Origin of the sequence: Leifsonia sp. T36S-04, assembly GCF_042465655.1 — a bacterium.
In the GTDB taxonomy this organism is placed as follows: domain Bacteria; phylum Actinomycetota; class Actinomycetes; order Actinomycetales; family Microbacteriaceae; genus Leifsonia.
Genome location: NZ_CP146286.1, coordinates 2585863 through 2605935 on the forward strand (window position 1 = coordinate 2585863; position 20073 = coordinate 2605935).

Genomic DNA, 20073 nt, shown 5'->3' on the forward strand with positions numbered 1-20073 from the left:
CCGGCGATTCGAGGCACGCTCGCAGACCCTAGACAGATCGGTCTTGACTAAAGCTCACCATCAGAGGAACCTTGGGAACTGAGTGAGCCGTGGCCCGCCGAAAGCACCCGGGTCGGCTCACGCTACGGAGGTCCATCATGGACGACACCTTCGCCGCCGTTCGCTCCGAATACCGAGCGTTACAGCCCCACGAACTACTGCACAGTCCCGTCACCGCGATCCTGGGTGTCACCCCAGCGGCGGAGGCGGCGCTCGCCACGCTCGAGATCGCGACCGTGTTCGACCTGGGCACCTCCGGCGCGTTCAACGCCGCCTCCGTACTGCTCGAGGCGGCGGGCGACCCGCGGTCGGCGTTCTCCCGGTACGGCTCGGCCACGGCCGACGTCGTGCGACAGACGGTGGCCGCAGGCAAGACCGTCCCCGAACTCCCGGACCTCGGGATCGACGCCCTCGACGCGGTGCCGGAGGCGGGTGCCGCCGCCATCGCGACGGCCCTCGATGTGTCGACCGTGCGGGAGTTCGCGTTGTACCCGCCCTACCGGTTCGCCCGCGAGCTGATCACGGCCACCTACTTCCCTGAGAGCACCTCGGCGTTCGACCCCGAACGGCCTCCCGATCTCGTGCCCTCGAACGGCGAGTACCCGACCGAGCGCGTCCAGTACCAGACCCTCCTGATGGATGCGATCGACGCTCAGGACGGTGCGCAGCTCATCGCGGTGAACTCGGCGGCATTCACCCCGATCGACCTCGCGAAGCTCGCCGAAGGCGACGCGGGCTTCCAGCACGTCGCCTTCGGGGCGCTGCTGACCTTCAACCAGTCCTGGTACTCCCAGGGCGTCACCCTCGGTCAGCTGCTCCATTCCGCGGCCCTCGCACCCGGCGAGAGCACCCGCATCGCCGTCATCGACTGGTCACGACGCAGCCGTGCGGGCGAGACCGAGGCCATCAGCGAGACGGACGACCTCACCAACGACACGTCGCACAACCGCGCCATCTCGGAGGTCACGAACGCGGTCGCCACCGAGGCGCAGTCGGGATTCAGCCACACGGACACGTCGAGCACCTCCCACGAGTCCGGGACCTCGGCGGCCGGCGAGCTCTCGGCGCCGCTCGGGGGCCTGTTCGGCGGCCCGAGCGGATCCATGGGACACACCAGCTCGGACGCGTCGGCGACAGCGACCGCCGACAGTTACTCCAGCTCGTTCGGCAAACGCGAGGTCGCCTCGTCGATGAGCCAGAACATCGCCGATCGCACGCACCAGCAGGCGCACTCGTCGCGCAGCCGCCGCGCCTCCGTGGTCAAGGAGGTCTCGCAGTCCGAGCACGAGGGCGTCTCGACGCGCGTCCTGGCCAACTACAACCACATGCACGCGCTCACGGTGCAGTACTACGAGGTGGTCCAGATCCATCGAGTGGATGTGACGCTCGCGAAGGCGGAACGCATCGTCTTCATCCCGGTGAAGCTGCTCGACTTCGCCGACGAGCGGATGATCCGGCGGTTCCGGGGTGCGCTGGCGCGCGCCGCCCTCAGCTACGCCGTGCGCGAAGCCCTCGACAACCTCGACGTCGTCGAGCTCAAGCCGGACCTCAAGCAGCCCTTCACCGTGCTCGGCAGCGGCATCAAGGATTACCTCAAGTTCTCGGCCGCGAAAGAGGTCGGACTCATCAGCGCGGCCGCGGTCCTGCGCGCGGACGGCCTCGTCGTGACGGCTCCGGCGACCGCCGCCCTCGGAGCTGCCGCTGCCGTCGCGCCGGCGGCCGTCGCGCCCGCTGCAGCACCGGCCGCTGAGGCCGCGGCTGCGGTCGTCGCCGAGACCGTGCAGGCCACCATCCCGAACGCCCGCATCCGGGCATCCGCGATGATCCCGCTGGTGCAGTCCGTCAACGACCAGCTCTGGACCAACGGGCAGGCGACCCGCCTGTCGAGTCTGGTCGGGCGCGCCATCCTGCGTCCCGATTCGACCTCCGTCTTCCTCCCGACGGACGTCGTCATCGAGGGGGCCAGAGTGAGCGCCGGAGGGGCGCCGGTCTCCCCCGTGTTCTCGCTGCGCAGCGGCGTGGACGACGTCACCGTGAGCACGTCGGACCCGCTCTCGATCTCCGAGGTCACGAGCATCGCCCTGCGCGGGTCGAGTCCCGAGCGGGATGTCGTCGCCACGCTCACGCTCACCATCAACCGCTACGGGGTGCGCTTCCCCATCGACCTCCCGGCCGTCACCATCCCCAAGGGCCGTGGGGCCGACACGCCTCTCGTGACCGTGAAACCCGGGGGCGTGGACACGAACCTCAGCCGCCACCTCTCCGAGAACCGCCTGCACTACTCGCAGGCGGTGCTTCGCTCGCTGGATGCGGCCCAGCTCGCGCTGCTGCTGTCCGGGTACTCCGTCAGCGTCGGAGGCGACGACGTCCCGGTCGCTCAGGTCATCGACCCGATCCCCGTGCGGTACGTCGGCAACTATCTCGCCTTCCGGATGTCGGTCGACGAGCGCAGCGACGACGTCTGGGCCGCGTGGCTCAAGGACCACGACGTGACGGTCGGCCGGCTCTACAACCAGGACATCGTGCCGCTCGGCACCGGCGGCACCTTCGCGGAGGCCGTCCTGGGCCGCGCCAACGCGGCCGAGAAGCTCGATATCACGCGGTTCTGGGACTGGCAGGACTCGCCGATCCCGCTGCAGCCGTCCGACATCGCTGCGATCCAGACAGGGTCCCGGGCGACCCAGGAGGACGTCAAGCCCGGCCAGCTCTCGACGCCGATCATCAACATCACCACGCCGACGAGCCTCCCCGATCCGGCAGGCACAGCGGCGGTGCTCCAGGCTGTGCAGAACGGCAGCATGTTCCGCGACATGAGCGGCCTTCAGGCCACCATCGGGCTCGCCCAGGCCGGCCTGCAGGCCACCATGGCCGGCGCGACCGCCGCCGGGCAGCAGGCGGGTACGAACATGGACAACCTCCTGAAGGCCAACACCGAACGCCAGCGCATCGCCGCAGAGATGATCACCAGCCTGGCCAAGACCGCGGCCTCGGCGTACACGGGCGGCGCCGTCGGCGCAGGCGGAGGCATCTCGGGCGGCAAGGGCGGCGGATCGTCGCAGCAGGGCGCGAAGATCAACTACTTCGACAAGACGCGCGCCGATGGCACGACCGGGGACACCGCGGGAGGAACGGCGACGGGCGGGCCGGACCTCACGGGGACGGGATCCGGTTCCGGCGGTTCGTCGGGCGGCGGCGCGAGCACCGGTTCGGGTGGGGCGAGCGCCGGTGGGGACACCTCCGGCTACTCCACGAACCCGGCGGCGCTGGGCTCGGTCTGGGGCGACACGCAGTCGCCTTCCGGGATGATCGGCTCGCTGCTCGACAAGGTCGGGCTGGGCGGGTCGACGCCCGAGACTCCGGCGCTCACGACGCGCAAGGCCTGGCCGAAGCTCGACCCGACCGTTGTGCTGCAGCGCATCAACGACCTGTCGGCGAACGCCGACCTGGTCGATCAGGGGTTCATCGGACTGTGCACCGTCGCGGCGTTCCTCCATCACCAGTTCCAGGCGAAGCCGAACATCATGGCGACATTCGCAAAGGACCTCTTCGGCTCGGGCGTCGGCTTCATCGGCGGCCTCAAGGTGGCCCCGGGAGGCGACCTGCGCGGCGCCGACTACGCCGCCATCGCGGCCGCAAACGTGGGACGTGCCGGGCACATGCCCCCGCAGGCCGACTGGATGATGATGAGCGGGATCCGCGACTCACGCAACTGGTTCTTCGACTTCGAGGGGGCGCCCGACGAGTCCTTCGCGATGTCGACCTCGGCCAAGGAACTCGCCGGCTTCTATAAGGACACGGGCTTCTACACCGACGTCACGTTCAAGGACGACGCCGACCAGGCGGAGTTCACCAGCCTGCTGAAGAAGCCGAAGAACCACATCGCTCTGTGGGTGGACAGCTCTCTCGTCATCCCGACGATGAAGATCGGCGACGGCAGCCACATGGTCACGCTCGAGAGCCAGATCACCTTCGACACCGGCGCCGACACCTGCTCGTTCGACTTCTGGACCTGGGGGGAGACCACCAAGCGCCACTACGCCGGCAAGCTCAGCGATATGGTCAAGCGCTACCTCGGAGCGATCGTCGCGACCCTGCCATGACCGACGGTGGCGTGATCGCACGGCGCATCAGCCCGGGTTGCTGCAGTCGATGACCGTCACGCCCCAGCCGTCGGCGGTGCTGAAGGTCCGGTAGTCGTAGGCGTAGTCGTGATCCAGCGAGATGATCTGAAACCCGTGGTTCGCGGCCTGGAGCGTATAGGAGGGGACGCCCGAACATCCCGGCAGGTAGTAGCCACTCGCGTAGACGTTGGGATTGTGCGCCACGAACTGACCGAAGTTCGGCGGCGGCGGCGGAAGCGGATGCGAGCCGGTGCCCCACGCGCCCGGCGCGGACGCTCCACCCGACGGTGAGCGGGTCCCCGGCGAAGCCTGCTGGCTGGAGCGACGCGCCTCTTCGGCTGCCGCGCGGGCGGCCGCCTCCGCCGCCGCCCGATCGTTCGCCTCCTGCGACGCACGCACGTCCTGGGCACGCACGACGAAATCCGCCAGCTCGGCCTCGACGAGGGCGCCGGCCCCCGCCGCCGCGGCAGCCCGGTTCGCAGCTGCCGCCAGCGCGTCCCGCGAGGCGGCGTCCGCCCGCGGGAATGCGGCCAGCAGCGCCGCGGTGGCGGTATCCAGCCCGGGCACCGCCGCCCGATCGCCGTCGGCGGCCGACCCCGTCACCAGCTGCCCCAGCATCGCTGTCGAGGTGTCGTGCTGCGTCCTCAGACCCCGCACGGCGTCGAGCGCTGCCGCCAGCCAGCCGGCCTCGCGGCGCGCCTGGCGCTCCAGAGTGAAGGACGCGCCCATCAGCGTCTCGGTGTCCGAGCGGTGCGAGGCCACGGCCTCCGGCGCACCCGGGCGCTCGCTCGGAACCAGCGCGAGGACCGCCCCGATGCGGTCGGCAGCCCCATCCAGCAACGCGTGGTCGCCATCCGGCAGGACCCCGGAGGGACTGGCGCGCAATGTGCTGATGGTGCCCTTCAGACGCTCGACTGCGGCTCGCTCCGTGTCCGCATCGCTCTCTACCGCAGACAACTGCGCGCCGATCCTCTGTACGTCGGCCCACGCTGCGCGGTAACGGTCCAGAGCCGCTTCGTGCGCCGACGCCGCCGATGCGAGCGGTAGCGTGATCGCGGCACCGGTGACGAGAAGGACCGCGGCGGCACCGGAGACGAGGCGGACGGGCGACGTCAGCAGCCGGCGTGTGGCGCGCGCGACGGATCGCCGAGCAGTCACCGCATCCATCCACGCCTCCCAGCGGACGGACCGGCCGTCGATCAGACACTGCCAGAGCGGGTCGCAACCGAGCAAGCGCCCCGTCAGGGGGTCGAGCGGACGGCCGGCGCCGAGCGGCCGGGATTGCTCTCTAGCCGCGCACGGTCCCCGTGCTCTACCGTCTGGCCACGCACAGCGAACGACGCTAGGCGAGAGCGAATGGAGCCATCATGACTTTCTGGGATTTCATCGTCTGGTCGTTCTGGTTCTACCTCGTGGTCGTGTGCATCTCGATCTTCATCAGGGTCATCATCGACGTGTTCCGCGACCCGGAGCTCAGCGGGTGGGCGAAGGCGTTGTGGGTGCTGTTCCTGGTCGTCCTTCCCTTCCTCGCGGCATTCATCTATCTCATCGCGCGCGGTGGACGCATGGCTCAGCGGAGCGCGGCAGGCGCCATGCAGGCGCAGGAGGCGTCCAACCAGTACATCCGCACGGTCGCCTCATCCGGTTCTCCGGCCGGCGAGATCGAGGCGGGCAAGAAGCTCCTCGACAGCGGCGCCATCACCCCGGCGGAGTTCGAAGCGCTCAAGGCGAAAGCGCTCAACACTGCAGCGTGACGGTCTGCCGAAAAACGACTGTTGCGCACAGGCGAGCGCGGATGGATGATTCGACTATCAGCGTGAGTTGAGGTGAACGTCTGGCCACGGACTGGGAGTCCTCCGGCCGGGCTCCGCGGAAGTCAAACCGCGACACAGTTCGCGTGCGGTAGCTGGTTTCCCGCAGTTACGGGGGTTTCTGCGGATGTTCCAGCACCGCGCGCGAGCCTGTGCGCGTCCGCACGACCCACGAACGGGTGTCCCCCAAAATGCCGCTACCGGCATCCCGGCCAATGGGGGAGGCTCGTTGGGTGAGTGAGCAGACGGACGTGGACAAGGACGCGGGGGCAGGCCGGGTGACTGTGCTGCGCCCGCACCGCCATCTGTTCCTGCGCGGCATCGTCGCGGTCCTCGCTCTGACGACTCCGGTGTTCGCCGTCGTGTACTGGCTCACCATCCCCGGGCCCGGCTGGCCGTTCGTGCTGGTCGCCCACCTGGTCGTGCTGGCCGCCACGGTCATCGGCGTCGCGTCCTTTCTCAACACGACCATCGCCATCGGGCCGGACGGCGTGCGGGAGCGCGGATTCTTCGGCCGTACCGTTCACGTGGCACCGGGCGAGGCGGGCGCCGTCATCCTGGTTCAGCTGTACGAGACCAGCACGCTCGACGTGCTCCCCCAGCTGTTCGTTGCGTCCACGAACGGGCGGCTGCTGATCCGGATGCGCGGACAGTTCTGGTCGCAGGCCGACATGGAGCGCGTGGCGGAGGAACTGGACGTCCCGGTCACGAGGCCGGAGCAGCCCATGACCCTGAACCAGCTGCGCCGCACCTGGCCGCGGCTGCTGTACTGGTTCGAGCGCGCGCGCATCGGCCGCTGAGCCGGCGGTTGGGGCAGGACGGCGTGAGATGGATCTCCCCGCATCCCGCCGTGGCAGGATGACGGGGTGACAGCGCGCACCGACGTCGAGCCGCTCAGCAAGGGGCTGCTGACCCCGAACGCGCCCGCGTCCGCCGTCACGGTCGAGCGACGACCGGCAACCGGACGCGCGGCTCTGTTCGTTCGCCACTACTGGCTTCCGCGCTGGAACCTTGCGCCGACCGCGAGCCTCCGCCAGGAGGTGCTGGAGTACCCCACGGCGAACGTCGTCATCGAGTCCTGCGCAGAAGCGCTCTACCGCGCCCACCGGGGTCTCAGCTCGCGCACACTGCAGGGTTCGGGATGGGCGTTCGGCGTCCTCCTGAACCCCGGCACGGCGCGCGGCTGGACCGGGACGTCGCTTCGCGGGCTGCCGTTTGTCGTGCCGCTGCCCGGGCTCGGCGTGCCGGGCACCGGACGGATGACCGCAGCCGTCCGTCGCGCGATGGCCGATGCGGACGACTCCGCAGCCATCGCCGCATTCGAGTCGTGGTTGGAGACGCTGCCAGCGCCCGATGACGACGCGCGCCTGGTCGCAGCCATCGTCGCGGCGGTCGAGGACGACCGCACGATCCTCCGGGTCGAGCAGCTCGCCGACCGTTTCGGCCTCGGCGTGCGGCACCTGCAGCGACTGGTCGCGGGACACGTCGGCTTCGGACCCAAGTGGCTCATCCAGCGCTACCGGCTGCAGGAGGCCGCGGCCTCCCTGCGGGAGCCGGAAGCCCCACCCCTGGCCCGGTTGGCAGCAGAACTCGGCTACGCCGACCAGGCGCACTTCAGCCGCGAGTTCAAAGCCGTCGTCGGCGCGACTCCCGGCGCCTACGCAGCACTCCAGCGGACGCCCTCGCCGGACGCTTCCTAGCGCCGGCGCCGCGTCCCGAAGATCCCCTCGACGACGCCGCCCAGGATGTCGCGGGTCGCCTTCGAACCGAGCACCTGCTCCAGCACCGTCTTCTGCGAAGTGGAGCTGCGGCGCGTCGTCGTCGCGCGCGGGGCCGTCTGACGCAGGATGCGCTCGTACTCCTTCTGTGCCGCCTTGTCCGCTGCGGCCTGCGCCTTGGCGGCCGCGGCCGCCTGCGTGTCCGCCTGTTTCTGCGCCTGCGCCGCGGCTGCAGCGGCTTCCGCGTCGGCCTGTGCCTGCGCGGCCGCCGCGGCTGCTGCGTCGAGCTTGCGCCCGAGCATCTCCCGCGCGGAGTCGCGGTCAAGGGCGGCGCCGTACTTCGCCTGCAACGAAGACGCCGCGATCGTGGCCTCGACCTGCGCGGCGGGCGCCGGCGACATGGACCCCTGCGGCGCGCGCAGCCGGGTCCAGGCGACCGGGGTGGGCGCTCCCCTCTCGTTCATGACCGTCACCACGGCCTCGCCCGTCCCGAGCGACTGGAGGACCTGCGCCAGGTCGTACCCCGACGTCGGATACGTCGAGACCGTCGCCCGGAGCGCCTTGGCATCGTCCGGGGTGAAGGCGCGCAGCTGGTGCTGGATGCGGGAGCCGAGCTGCGCGAGCACCTCGGACGGCACATCCTTGGGCGTCTGCGTCACGAAGAAGATGCCAACGCCTTTCGAACGGATCAGGCGGACCGTCTGCGTGATGGACGCCAGGAAGTCCTTCGACGCATCACGGAACAGCAGGTGCGCCTCGTCGAAGAAGAACACCAGTTTCGGCTTGTCCAGGTCGCCCACTTCGGGCAGATCGTTGAACAGGTCGGCGAGCAGCCACATGAGGAAGGTGGAGAACAGTGCGGGCTTGTCCTGCACTCCCGGGACCTCGAGCAGGCTGACGATGCCCGTGCCATCGGGCGCGAGCCGGAGGAACTCGGAGGTGTCGATCTCGGGCTCCCCGAAGAACGCGTCCGCGCCCTGGTCGGCGAAGGCGATGAGCTCCCGCAGGATGACGCCCACCGTGGCGTTGGAGAGCCCGCCGAGTCCGCTGAGCTCCCCCTTGCCCTCGTCGCTCGTCAAGTACGTGAGCACCGCCCGAAGGTCGGCCAGGTCGAGGAGCGGGAGCCCGGCCTCCTCGGCGTAGTGGAAGACGAGACCGAGACTGGACTCCTGGGTGTCGTTGAGGCCGAGCACCTTCGAGAGCAGCAGAGGGCCGAATCCCGCCACGGTCGCGCGGACCGGAACCCCCGCGCCTACGCCGCCGAGCGAGAAGAACTCGGTCGTAGCGGCGTGCGCCGTCCACTCCTGGCCGATCCCACGGGTCCGCGCCGTCAGTTTGTCGCTCGCCTCGCCGGGGGTCGCGATGCCCGAGAGGTCGCCCTTGATGTCCGCCGCGAACACGGGGACGCCCGCGGCCGACAGCTGCTCCGCGAGCACCTGCAGGGTCTTGGTCTTGCCGGTGCCGGTCGCGCCGGCAACCAACCCGTGCCGGTTGGTCATGGCGAGCGGGATGCGCACCCGCACCTGCGGCTGAGGGTCACCGTTCACGAGGGCCCCGAGCTCCAGCGCGGCACCCTCGAAGGCGTAGCCGGCCCGGATGGCCTCCACCTGCGCCGGGTCGAGGGGCCCGGCTGTCGGTGCCGGAGCGGGCGGCGCGGGCTCCGCCGGCTGCGCGGCGGGGGCGGGTGCGGACGCAGCCACAGCTGCCGCTGCCGCCGCCTCCCGCAGCGACGCAGCGCGAGCTTCGGCCGCCGCGGACGCCTCCTGCGCCTTCCGCACCGCTTCCGCTGCCTCCGCCTGCAACCGCTCGGCCTCGTCGGCGGCCGCTCTGGCCTCTTCTTGCGCCTGCGCCAGCGCGTCAGCGTCGCTCATGCGGCACACTCTACTGTCGGGATCGGACCAGGAAGAAGGGGTGCGGTTGCGTCGCCTCGATTGCGAGACGGTGAGCCAGCGGCGTCCAGACGATGATGGCCACGCCCGCGCCGAGCAGGAGACCCCCCATCGTGTCGCTGATCCAGTGGGCGCCGAGATAGGTGCGGCTGACCGCCATCAGGATGGCCCAGGCGACCCCGAGACACCACACCCACACCCGCGGGAAGAGGATGCCCAGCACGACCACCATGGTCGCAGCGTTCGCCGTATGCCCCGAGGGGAATGAACCCGTGTCCGCGTTGACGAGGATCTCCGAGGGCCGCGCACGCCCGACCGTGTGTTTCAGGATCTGCACCAGGATCACGGACACCGCACTGGCTATCGCGAAGTATCCCGCTCCCCAGGGCCTCCGGAAAGCGAGCAGGAGGAGCACGATCAGCACCGGGATCACCACCGATCCGATGACGCTGCCGCCCGCGTAGTTGAAGAACAGTGCCGGGCCGAGCCAGAAACCCGAGCGGTGCTCGACGATCTCGCCCATCCACTCGGTGTCGACCTCGAAGGGCAGTTTGGGACGCAGGGCGATGATGACGCCGAGTCCCACGACCACCAGGACCGCAACGGAGCCCGCGATGACGGGCCAGCGACGGGTGACCCGGGCAGCCTTGCCGACATCGTGCCCCTCGGCGTCAGGTTTGACGGGATCGGGCTGCGGGGCGGTCATGCGTGCCAACGTACCCGCCGCGGCATGGACCGCCTAGGGTGCGGTCAGTGCGCGAGTTCGGGGACCGTACGCGGGCGTACGACGACCACGGACAACTTCTGCGCGGCCTACGCCCGGATTCGCAACAGTCGCAACGGCGATGGCCGCAATCGGTGTACTGCGCGAACCGATGCCGATGAAAGCGGACACGTTTGAGGCAGGACGATTTGTCTAGCTGTGATCCCAGAATCTAAGTTCGCGATGCGTAAAGCGCGCAACGTAGGCACCTCGTCGGGCGCGGGGCGATCAGCCTGTCATCGGAGGTGGAGGCGTGACAGACCAGATCGTCCAGCCACAAGCGCCGCTGTGGAACCGCGACTTCACGAGGTTGTGGTGGAGCGAAGCGGTCTCGTTCTTCGGCAGTCAGCTGACCCTGTTCGCGATTCCGATAGTCGCCCTGCAGAATCTCCATGCGTCCGCCTCCGACGTGGCGTGGATCAATACGGCCGCCGGACTCGGCACGCTCGTGTTCCTTGGGCTTCTCGGCCCGTGGGCGGACCGCGGGCGGCGAACTCGGTTCATGTCCCTCGTTTCGCTTACGCGCGCTGCCCTGCTTATGGCAGTCGCGCTGTTGTTTCTCGGCCACCACTTGTCCCTCATTGCTCTTGTGATCTCAGCCGGTCTGATATCGGGACTGACCGGTCTCTACGACAGTGCGTTTTCGGCGCTGATTCCCGGAATCATGCACCGCTCCAGGCTTCCCGCCGCGAACGCTTGGGTTGCCGGGATCCGCTCGGCCGGAGACATCGGCGCCGGGGCGACGGCCGGGTTCCTTCTCCAGCTGTTCACTCCCCTAGAACTCTTTTTGACCGACGCCGTAACGTACCTAGCCTCTGCAATCGCCGTCAGCCGCATCCACGAATCCGTACCCGCAGCAGCCGAACGGCTCACTGTCAGCAGTTACGTTCGCTCCCTCGGCACAGGATTTCGTCAGCTCTATCGCCACCACGTCATGTGGCCGGTGAATCTGTCGATCGCGCACTTCAACCTGTTCACCACCGCGATACAGGCCATCTTCATCACCCACGCTCTCCGCTCGGGATCAATGTCACCGGCTGAAATCGGCATCGCAGGCGCGATCGGCGGAATACTCGGCCTTCTCTCCGCGGCCATCGCCCCTCCGCTGTGGAGTCGATTCCGCCCGGTCGTCATCCTGGCCGTCTCGTTTGCCTTGCCCGCGCTCTCGGGAGTCGGAATGCTCGCGCTCATCCCGGGGCAGCCGATTCTCGACGTTGCACTCCTGGGAATCTCGCTCGGCTTCTGGGCGTCCTGCGTAATGATCAACATCACGGGCACGGAAACACTCAAGCAGCTGCTTGTGCGGGAGCGGAACATGGGCAACTTCACCTCTGCAAGCCGGATCCTGACGTGGGGAATCGACCCCGTCGGAGCCGCACTCGCTGGCATGCTCGCGCTTTACCTTCCCACCGGCGCGGTCCTCGCCGTCGCTTCAGTCGGAGTGGCGACCTCCGCCCTGTGGATTCTTGCAGCACGCCCGGTCAGGGAACTGGTCCGCATCGCAGATATCGCGCCAGAGCAGCCGTAACCATAGATGGCCTTCGCAAAAAGCGCGCTCTTCAGTCTGGGCGCAATTCAGCCTTGATAACCATCAGCGGCTGACTGCGGACCGCCTAGGGTGCGGTCAGTGCGCGAGTTCGGGGACCGTACGTGGGCGTACGACGAGCCACAGGGATGCGATCGAGATCAGAGCGCAGATCGCCATGACGGCTCCCATGGGCGCGGCGCTGCCGACTCCCAGGATTCCGACGACGGGCGACACGATCCCCGCGATGCCGAAGTTCAGCGCGCCCAGCAGGCTCGCCGCGGTTCCCGCCTCGTGGCCGTGGCCGTTCAGCGCGAGCACCTGCACGCAGGGGAAGCCGAATCCACAGGCCGCGATGAAGAACCAGAGCGGGACCGCCACGCCCCACAGGCCCGCGTGCGCCTGGTCGAGCACGACGATCGCGACCGACGAGAGGAACATCACCAGGGTCGAGCAGGCGAGGATCCACTGCGGCCCGACGTACTTGGTGAGCCGTGCTGCGGACTGGACGCCGATGATGATGCCGATGGAGTTGACCGCGAACAGCAGGCCGTATTGCTGCGCGTTGAACCGGTAGAGGTCCTGGAAGATGAACGAGCTCGACGACAGATACGAGAACAGTCCGGTGAAGTTCGCCGCGCCCACGATGGCGATCCCGACGAACACCCGGTCGCTGAGAACCGACTTGTAGCGCTGGCCGACCGTCGAGTGCCCGGAGTCGTGGCGCCGCTCCTTGGGGAGGGTCTCCACGATCCAGAGTGCGACGCAGGTCACCACGAAGAGTCCGTAGACGGCGAGGACGACGAAGATGCCGCGCCAGGGCATGACGAGCAGCAGCCACGACCCCAGGAGCGGTGCCAGCACGGGCGCGAGTCCGTTGACGAGCGCGAGCCGGCTCAGCATCCGCACGAGCGGGCGGCCGCCGAAGAGGTCGCGGACCATCGCCATGGCGACGACACCGCCGGCCGCCGCGCCGATGCCCTGCAGGGCACGGGCGACACCCAGCAGCTCGACGTTCGGAGCGATGGCGGCGGCGAGACACGCCAGGATGTGCACCGAGGTGGACACCATGAGCGGAACGCGCCTGCCGATCTTGTCCGACCACGGCCCGACCAGCAGCTGGCCGACGCCGAAGCCGATGGTGGTGGCCGTCAACGTCAGCTGGATGGCCGGCGTCGACACGCCGAAATCGGTCTGCAGCGTCGGCAACGCGGGGAGATACGTGTCGATCGTGAACGGTCCGAGTGCGGTCAAGGCGCCCAGGATGAGGATGTAGGCGAGGCGCTGGCGGCCGGAGAGCGAGTCTCCGGGATGCACGACGGTGGTCACGAAAGGGTCCTTGGCGAGTGTCGGTGGTGGTCGGGGGGCCGCGCCCGCCGTTGGACGCCAAGAGAGAAGCACCGCGAGGAACGCGGTGCCGGACACCGACCGTCGAATCGATTCGATCGGCCGGGCACCCTTGATTCTATACGGTGGGCGCGCGGGATGTGACCGAGCACACGGGTTGTGGCCACCCGTCCGTTCGATGGCAGAACAGCGGATCAGGACGCAGGCGAAGCCAGCAGAGGACCGAACGCCAGCTCCGCCGCACCGACCATCAGGATGTCGGAGCCGAGTTGCGCGCGGACGATCGAGAGCCGTTCGGCGCTCGCAGCGAGCGCCTGGTCGGCCACCAGTCGCGGCAGGCGGGCCGGGTCCAGCGCATGGAGGGCTCCGAGGAAGCCGCCGAGCACGATCAGCTGCGGGTCGAAGACGTTCGTCGCGGTCCGGAGTGCGGTCGCGAGGAAACCGAGCTGGCGATCCACTTCGGCCAGGACCGCGGTGTCGCCCGCCCCTGCGGAGGCCGCCAATGCGCGGTCGAGTTCGTCCGGGTCGGCCGACTCGAGCCCGAGCACCGCCAACAGGGCGCGCTGGCTGACCTCGGTCTCCAGGCATCCGATCGCCCCGCAGTGGCAGCGGACGCCCGCAGAGTTGACCAGGGTGTGGCCGAGCTCGCCCGCGTAGCCGCTGATGCCGGTGAGCGGCAGTCCCCCGACGATGACGCCGGCGCCGATACCGGAGGCACCTCCATTGAGATAGACGAGGTCGGTGGCGCCCCGGCCGGCGCCGAACAGCCGCTCGGCGTTCGCACCCAGACTCGCGTCGTTGGCCGCGAGCACCGGGTACCCGGTCGCCGCCGCAAGCTCCGCCGCGAACGGTTCCTCGGTCCACTCGAGGTGCGGAGCCAGCCGGACCACGCCGTCCTCCTCCCGAACCAGCCCAGGGACCGCGACGCCGATCCCGACGACGCGCGACGCCTCCCCGAGTTCCGGCCGCAGCCTCTGGAGCACCGCCGAGACGATGGCAATGGCCTCCGCTGCGGTCGGCACGTGACCGGTGGGATACCGCACCCGGCGATGGACCGTCGCATCCAATCCCACGATCGCCACGGTGACCGCATCCACTTCGGGGTTGACCGCGATGGCGACCACCCGGCTGGCGGGCACGACGACCGGCGACGGACGGCCGACGCGGTTGCTCGACTCCGGCTCGCGCTCCTGGACGAGGCCGAGCTCCGCCAGCTCGCCGACGAGGACACCGATGGTCGATCGGTTGAGTCCCGTCGCCTGCGTCAGGGCGGATCGCGCCAGCGGACCCTCGCGGTGGACGAGCCCGAGCACGGCGGCGAGGTTGTGCCGCCGTACCGTGTCGAGGTTCGTCCCCGCCGTCCTGTCGTTCATTTTCCCCGTAACTGTACCGGTCGGACCGCGGCTGACCGCTCGTCAGCAGGTTTCGGGACGCGCTCCGAAGGGCACCGGCGCCGGACGCTCCACGGACGACGACAGCTCCACGACGGAGTGCTCCGCACCCGCCCGCGTCACCGCCTCCATGATCTCGAGAACGTGGAATGCGAGCTCCCCCGACGCCCGATGCGGACGACCGGTCTCGATGGCTCGCGCCATGTCGGCCAGCCCGAACCCCCGGCCCGCGCCCTCGTAGCCCGCCGTCATCGGGACCTCGCGGAACTCCCGATCGGCGGCCGTCGCGAGTTCGACGGAATCCGAGAACATGTTCGGATCGGGCACGGCGACGGTGCCGCCGGTGCCGTAGACCTCGAACTTCGGCGCCCGTGTCGCCCACACTTCGAACGAGACGGTGACTGTGGAGATCACGCCGGAGGCGTGCTCCAGGATCGCGGTGACGTGCGTGTCCACATCTACCGGGACCGGCGTGCCGGCCAGCGGACCCGTGGCGACCGTGCGCTCGCGCGACGAGCGGCTGGTCGCGCCGGAGACGCGCACGACCGGACCGAAGAAGGTCACCAGGCTGGTCAGGTAGTAGGGGCCCATGTCGAAGAGCGGGCCCCCGCCCGGCTGGTAGTAGAACGCCGGGGCCGCGTGCCACAGCTCGTGACCCGGTGCGCTCCAGGCGACCGACGCCCCGACGGGTGTGCCGATCCGGCCCTCGTCGAGCAAGGCCCGCGCGGTCTGGATTCCCGTGCCGAGCACGGTGTCGGGGGCGCTGCCCACTCGCAGGCCCCCGGCCTGAGCCCGCTCGAGGATCGGAGCCGCCTCGGCCGTGGTCAGGGCCAGCGGCTTCTCGCCGTAGACGTGCTTGCCCGCATCCAGGGCCCGCAGAGCGATGTCGGCGTGGGCTTGCGGGATGGTCAGGTTGAGCACCGCATCGACGCCCGGGTGGGCGAGCAGCGCATCCACGCTCATACCCTCCACGCCCTGCTCGGCGGCCACGGACGCGGCGCGGTCGAGGTCGAGGTCGGCGACCGCGACGAGGCGCAGGTTCGGCAGCAGCGGGAGGTGCTCGAAGTACTGCCGGCTGATCATGCCGACGCCGATGACACCGATGTTCAGCGGGACGCCCACAGCAGACCCCTCTCGATGATGGTCCGGACCGGCTGGCTTTCGACGATCTCCAGGCGGTGGCCCGGAGCCGACACGAAGATGCGGCCCTCGCCCCACTGCCTGGTCCAAATCGCCGGCGAGGTCACCGGGCGATTCCAGGCGTCCCAGGGACGGACCTCCTGCGTGGTGGTGGCCAGCACGTCGTTGTACTCGTCGCTGAGCACCCAGTACTGCTCGGTGACGAGGTCGAAGTCGTCGATGCCGGCGGTGATGGGATGCGTCCTGCCGTACTCGGTGATGTGCACGGTGTACGGGATGTAGTTGTCGGACTGGTCGCCGACGCGCTCGGCCGGGTCCTTCCCCGCGTGGTGCGCGAACTGGCCGCCGATCATGTGCAGGTAGTCTGCGTTGTCGCGGTACGAGTCGGCGATGCCGCCGTGCCACCCGGCCATGCCGGTCCCGGCGAGGACCGCACGCTGCAGGCCGCGGAACTCGGCATCCTCGATCCTGCTCATCGTGTTCACCTGGACGACGAGGTCGACGGTGTCCATGAACGCCTCGTCTGCGTAGACGGCCGTGCCCTCCTCGACGCGAACGTCGAAGTCGTTCTCGCGGAGGAACGGAACGAACGCGTCCGTCGTCTCGATGGGCATATGCCCATCCCACCCGCCCCGTACCACTAGCGCCTGTCTCTTCACACTCACTCCTTCAGCCCGCGAGCACAGGAAAAGTGCGCGCGGATCGGTGTTTTGTTCACGTTTTTGCTGTGCTCGGCGGCTGCGGGTCAGGGGATGGGGGTCCAGGCGCTCCCGGAGGCGGCGCTGCGCTGGACGGCGTCCAGGACGCTCTGGATGTGGAGGCCGTCGGCGAAGGACGGCTCGGGGTCGGTGCCGTCCGCCACGGCGGTGACGAAGTCGACCACCTCGTGGCTGAAGGCGTGCTCGTAGCCGATGGCGTGACCGGTCGGCCACCAATTCGCCATGTAGGGATGCTCGGGCTCGGTCACGATGATGCGGGTGAAGCCCTGCTCGCCCGCCGGCGCGGTCGCGTCGTAGAACTGCAGCTCGTTCATGGCCTCGAGGTCGAACGCGATCGCACCACGGGATCCACTCACCTCGATCTGCAGCGAGTTCTTCCGCCCCGTCGCATAGCGGGTCGCCTCGAACGCGCCGAAGGCACCGGAGGCGGATCCGCCCTCCAGCCGGGCAGTGAACCAGGCGGCGTCGTCGACCGTGACCCGGCCACGCTGCTCGGACGCCGTGCCCGAGAGCCCGACGGTCTCACCGAGCAGAGGGCGCTCCTCGACGAACGTGGCCAGCGTTCCGGAGACGGTCGTCAGCTGCGATCCGGTCAGGTGCTCGACGAGGTCGACCGCGTGCGCGCCGATGTCGCCGAGGGAGCCGGATCCCGCAGCCGCCTTATCCAATCGCCAGGTCATCGGGCCGTTCTCGTCGCGCAGCCAGTCCTGCAGGTAGAGCGCACGGACCTGGCGGATCGCGCCGAGCCGGCCCTGCTGAATCAGCGACCGCGCGAACCCGATCGCGGGCACGCGGCGGTAGCTGAAGCCGACCATCGACCGGATGCCGCGGGCGGCGGCCCGCTCTGCGGCCGCAGCCATGGCGCGCGCCTCCTCGACGGTGTTCGCGAGCGGCTTCTCGCAGAGCACGTGCTTTCCGGCCTCCAGCGCGGCGATGGCGATCTCGGCGTGGCTGTCGCCGGGCGTGCAGATGTCCACGATGTCGATGGCCGGATCGTCGATGACGCGGCGCCAGTCGGTCTCAGCGCGATCCCAGCCGAAGCGCTCGCGCGCATCCTCCACCCGGGCGCCGTCGCGCCCCACGATGGTCGCCATGACGGGCTCGGCGGGCAGGTCGAAGAAGCGAGGAGCGGTTCGCCAGCCCTGCGAGTGCGCAGCGCCCATGAAGCCGTAGCCGATCATCGCGACACGAAGTCGCGGCTTCTTCTCGGTCATCGTCGGCCTTCCTCGGGGGTACCCGTGCGACGCTAGGACGCCCGGCGACGTGCGGGCAAGTTTCTGCCCGACGTTGGAAAACTTTCCTAGCTCGCGTCCGCGCACCCCGGTCGCCCGATCGAGGGGTGAGTTGTGGTCGATACTCGCCCGGGATAGCGACCACGACTCACCGCTCGGCGCTCGCCAGGCGGCGGGCTCAGGCGACGCGCTCAGGCGGCGGGCTCAGGCGGCGGGCGCTGCGGTGGAGCGGCGGGTGACCAGGGTGGTCGCGAGCTCCAGTCGGGTGCTCTCGACCGCGCCCGCACGGAGCCGGAGGGCCAGCCGCGTCGCCTCCTCCGCCATCTCCTGCAGCGGCTGCCGGATGGTCGTGAGGGGCGGACGCGCCCACGAGGCCGAGGGCGCGTCGTCGAAACCGACCACGGAGAGGTCGCGCGGCACGTCGAGGCCGAGGGCGAACGCCGCGTCGTACACGCCGAGCGCCTGCATGTCGTTGGCGCACACGATGGCGGTCGGCCGCTCCGGCCGCTCCAGCAGCTGACGGCCCTCCCGTTCCCCGTCCGCGCGGGAGAAGCCCCCGGATCCCGCCCCCACCGGCGACGCGACGCCGGCCTCCTGCATCGCCGCTTCGTAGCCCGCCAGCCGCGCACGCGAGCACAGCAGGTCGGGCGGTCCCCCGATGGCGGCGATGCGCCGGTGACCGAGCGCCAGGAGGTGCCGTGTCGCAGCTAGACCGCCTGCCCAGTTGGTCGCGCCGATGGCGGGGACGTCAGCCGGAGGGTCGCCCGCGGGGTCGACCACGACGAACGGGATGTTCCGCGTCCGCAGCTGCCGGCGGTGGTCGGCGGTGAGGTTCGAGAACTGGAGGACGATCGCGACCGGCTTCCGGCGGAGGACGCCGGTGATGAACTCCTCCCCGACGGCGTGGTAGTCGCCGATCGTGGAAAGGACCATGGCCAGACCGTTCTGGCGGGCGACCCGTTCCACCCCGCGGATGACCTCGACGGACCACTCGCTCGCCAGGTTCTCGATGACGAGCTCGACGGTATCCCCGCGCTCCGCATCCACCCCGCGGCGCGCGTAACCCGAGTCGTGGAGGAGGTCCTCGACCCGGCGTCGCGTGGACGGCGACACTCCCGGACGCCCGTTCAGCACCTTGGACACGGTGGACAGCGACACGGACGCCTCGCGTGCGATCGCATCCAGGGTCGGTCGGGCGGGAGCGGCCATGCTGCCACTGTCGCACACCCGGGCGGTCGGTCGTCGCGCGGCCGCTGTGCCACAATGTCGCCACGCCGTCCGGCGGCAGCTGTACCCCTCCGCCGGATGCGCTCCGCTGAAACCCGCGCCGAAAGCGAGACCGATGCCGCTCACCGACCTGACCCACGCCGAACTGCTCGCTTTCCGACCGGAGGTGCACGAGCCATCCGACTTCGACGCGTTCTGGTTCCGCACGGTCGAGGAATCGCGGGCGGCGGGCGGACGGGCGGAGCTCACCCCGGCCGACACCCCGGTGACGCAGCTCGCCATCGACGACATGGTCTTCCCGGGATTCGGCGGGGAGCCGGTGCACGCCTGGGTCTCGCGGCCCCTCCACGCGGACGGCCCGCTGCCCGCCGTGGTGCAGTTCCAGGGCTACGGCGGCGGGCGCGGGCTGGCCGGCGAGAACGTCTCCTGGGCGCTGGCGGGATACGTCCACGTGTTCGTGGACACCCGCGGCCAGGGCAGCGGCTGGGGCAGCGGTGGCGACACCCCCGATCCACACGGCTCGGGACCCGCTGCGCCCGGGGTGATGACCCGTGGCATCCACTCGCCCGAGACGTACTACTACCGCCGCGTGTTCACGGATGCGGTCAGAGCGGTCGATGCGGCGCGCGATCTCCCGTACGTCGACTCGGAGCGGATCGCCGTCACGGGCGGCAGCCAGGGCGGCGGCATCGCGCTCGCCGCGGCCGCACTCGCGGGTGGCGTCGCGGCGGTGCTGCCGGATGTCGCGTTCCTGTGCGCCTTCCGCCGGGGCGTGGAGATCGCGCAGGGCGGCCCGTACCTCGAGGTCGCCACCTATCTGTCCGTGCACCGCGACGAGGTCGATGACGTGTTCCGCACGCTGTCGTACTTCGACGGCGTGAACTTCGCCCGCCGCATCCACTCGCCGTCGCTGTTCTCGGTCGCGCTGATGGATACCGTGGTGCCCCCGTCGACGACGTTCGCGGCGTTCAACCACCTCGCGGCGGAGGACCGCGCCATCGAGGTCTACCCGTTCAACGACCACGAGGGCGGCGGGGGCGCCCACTGGCGCACGCAGGCCGCCTGGCTCGCGGATCGCTTCACCCGCTGACGCTCGTCGCGCCTCGGTTCCGTCCGGCGACGATTTGCGCCAAATCGCGGTTATGGGAGTC

Annotated in this window: 15 protein-coding genes; 6 read left to right on the top strand and 9 right to left on the bottom strand. The window is 69.7% G+C overall.

From position 1 onward, the window contains the following. Positions 1 to 137 precede the first annotated feature (137 nt). Positions 138 to 4139, top strand: coding sequence for a hypothetical protein (locus P3F85_RS12555; protein WP_374007944.1), 4002 nt, complete (start codon positions 138 to 140; stop codon positions 4137 to 4139). 27 nt (positions 4140 to 4166) lie between these two features. Here P3F85_RS12555 and P3F85_RS12560 read toward each other — a convergent pair whose 3' ends face one another. Further along, entirely contained in the window at positions 4167 to 5327 is a 1161-nt protein-coding gene (locus tag P3F85_RS12560) for a hypothetical protein (protein WP_374007946.1), read from the bottom strand. Between the two features lie 200 nt (positions 5328 to 5527). Between P3F85_RS12560 and P3F85_RS12565 the strand changes: the two genes are divergently transcribed. The 3 genes from P3F85_RS12565 to P3F85_RS12575 all read left to right on the top strand — a co-directional run bounded on the left by P3F85_RS12565 (position 5528) and on the right by P3F85_RS12575 (position 7671). Beyond that, positions 5528 to 5914, top strand: coding sequence for an SHOCT domain-containing protein (locus P3F85_RS12565; RefSeq protein WP_374007947.1), 387 nt, complete (start codon positions 5528 to 5530; stop codon positions 5912 to 5914). 290 nt (positions 5915 to 6204) lie between these two features. Next, complete coding sequence (locus P3F85_RS12570; RefSeq protein ID WP_374007949.1) at positions 6205 to 6771, top strand: hypothetical protein; 567 nt, start codon at positions 6205 to 6207, stop codon at positions 6769 to 6771. Positions 6772 to 6837: 66 nt separating this feature from the next. Further along, complete coding sequence (locus P3F85_RS12575; protein ID WP_374007951.1) at positions 6838 to 7671, top strand: helix-turn-helix domain-containing protein; 834 nt, start codon at positions 6838 to 6840, stop codon at positions 7669 to 7671. Here the strand turns inward: P3F85_RS12575 and P3F85_RS12580 are convergent. Continuing rightward, positions 7668 to 9560, bottom strand: a complete 1893-nt coding sequence (locus P3F85_RS12580; RefSeq protein WP_374007953.1) for a helicase HerA-like domain-containing protein — start codon at positions 9558 to 9560, stop codon at positions 7668 to 7670. The genes P3F85_RS12575 and P3F85_RS12580 overlap by 4 nt on opposite strands. Positions 9561 to 9570: 10 nt before the next feature. Then, positions 9571 to 10284 carry a phosphatase PAP2 family protein gene (locus P3F85_RS12585; protein WP_374007955.1) on the bottom strand — a complete coding sequence of 238 codons (714 nt, stop codon included), beginning with the start codon at positions 10282 to 10284 and terminating at the stop codon, positions 9571 to 9573. 310 nt (positions 10285 to 10594) lie between these two features. Here P3F85_RS12585 and P3F85_RS12590 point away from each other — a divergent pair, with 310 nt between their 5' ends. Beyond that, positions 10595 to 11869 (top strand): MFS transporter, encoded by a 1275-nt coding sequence (locus tag P3F85_RS12590; RefSeq protein WP_374007956.1) that lies wholly within the window; start codon positions 10595 to 10597, stop codon positions 11867 to 11869. 96 nt (positions 11870 to 11965) lie between these two features. Here the strand turns inward: P3F85_RS12590 and P3F85_RS12595 are convergent, their stop codons facing one another. The 6 genes from P3F85_RS12595 to P3F85_RS12620 form a co-directional block, all read right to left on the bottom strand. Next, the gene (locus P3F85_RS12595; RefSeq protein WP_374007958.1) at positions 11966 to 13195 is read right to left on the bottom strand and encodes a multidrug effflux MFS transporter; all 1230 of its coding nucleotides are present in this window, start codon (positions 13193 to 13195) and stop codon (positions 11966 to 11968) included. 212 nt (positions 13196 to 13407) lie between these two features. Beyond that, on the bottom strand, positions 13408 to 14586 hold the full coding sequence (locus P3F85_RS12600) for an ROK family protein (protein WP_374007959.1): 1179 nt from the start codon (positions 14584 to 14586) through the stop codon (positions 13408 to 13410). A 42-nt stretch (positions 14587 to 14628) separates the two neighbouring features. Continuing rightward, positions 14629 to 15726 (bottom strand): Gfo/Idh/MocA family protein, encoded by a 1098-nt coding sequence (locus tag P3F85_RS12605; RefSeq protein ID WP_374007960.1) that lies wholly within the window; start codon positions 15724 to 15726, stop codon positions 14629 to 14631. Continuing rightward, positions 15711 to 16358 (bottom strand): ThuA domain-containing protein, encoded by a 648-nt coding sequence (locus P3F85_RS12610; RefSeq protein ID WP_374007961.1) that lies wholly within the window; start codon positions 16356 to 16358, stop codon positions 15711 to 15713. Before P3F85_RS12610 ends, P3F85_RS12605 begins: the two co-directional genes overlap by 16 nt. Before the next feature lie 131 nt (positions 16359 to 16489). Beyond that, positions 16490 to 17677, bottom strand: coding sequence for a Gfo/Idh/MocA family protein (locus tag P3F85_RS12615; RefSeq protein WP_374007963.1), 1188 nt, complete (start codon positions 17675 to 17677; stop codon positions 16490 to 16492). 222 nt (positions 17678 to 17899) lie between these two features. After that, positions 17900 to 18853, bottom strand: coding sequence for a LacI family DNA-binding transcriptional regulator (locus P3F85_RS12620; protein ID WP_374010930.1), 954 nt, complete (start codon positions 18851 to 18853; stop codon positions 17900 to 17902). Between the two features lie 184 nt (positions 18854 to 19037). On the opposite strand from P3F85_RS12620, the gene P3F85_RS12625 reads away from it, so the two are divergent. Continuing rightward, complete coding sequence (locus tag P3F85_RS12625) at positions 19038 to 20012, top strand: acetylxylan esterase (RefSeq protein ID WP_374007964.1); 975 nt, start codon at positions 19038 to 19040, stop codon at positions 20010 to 20012. Positions 20013 to 20073: the final 61 nt, after the last annotated feature.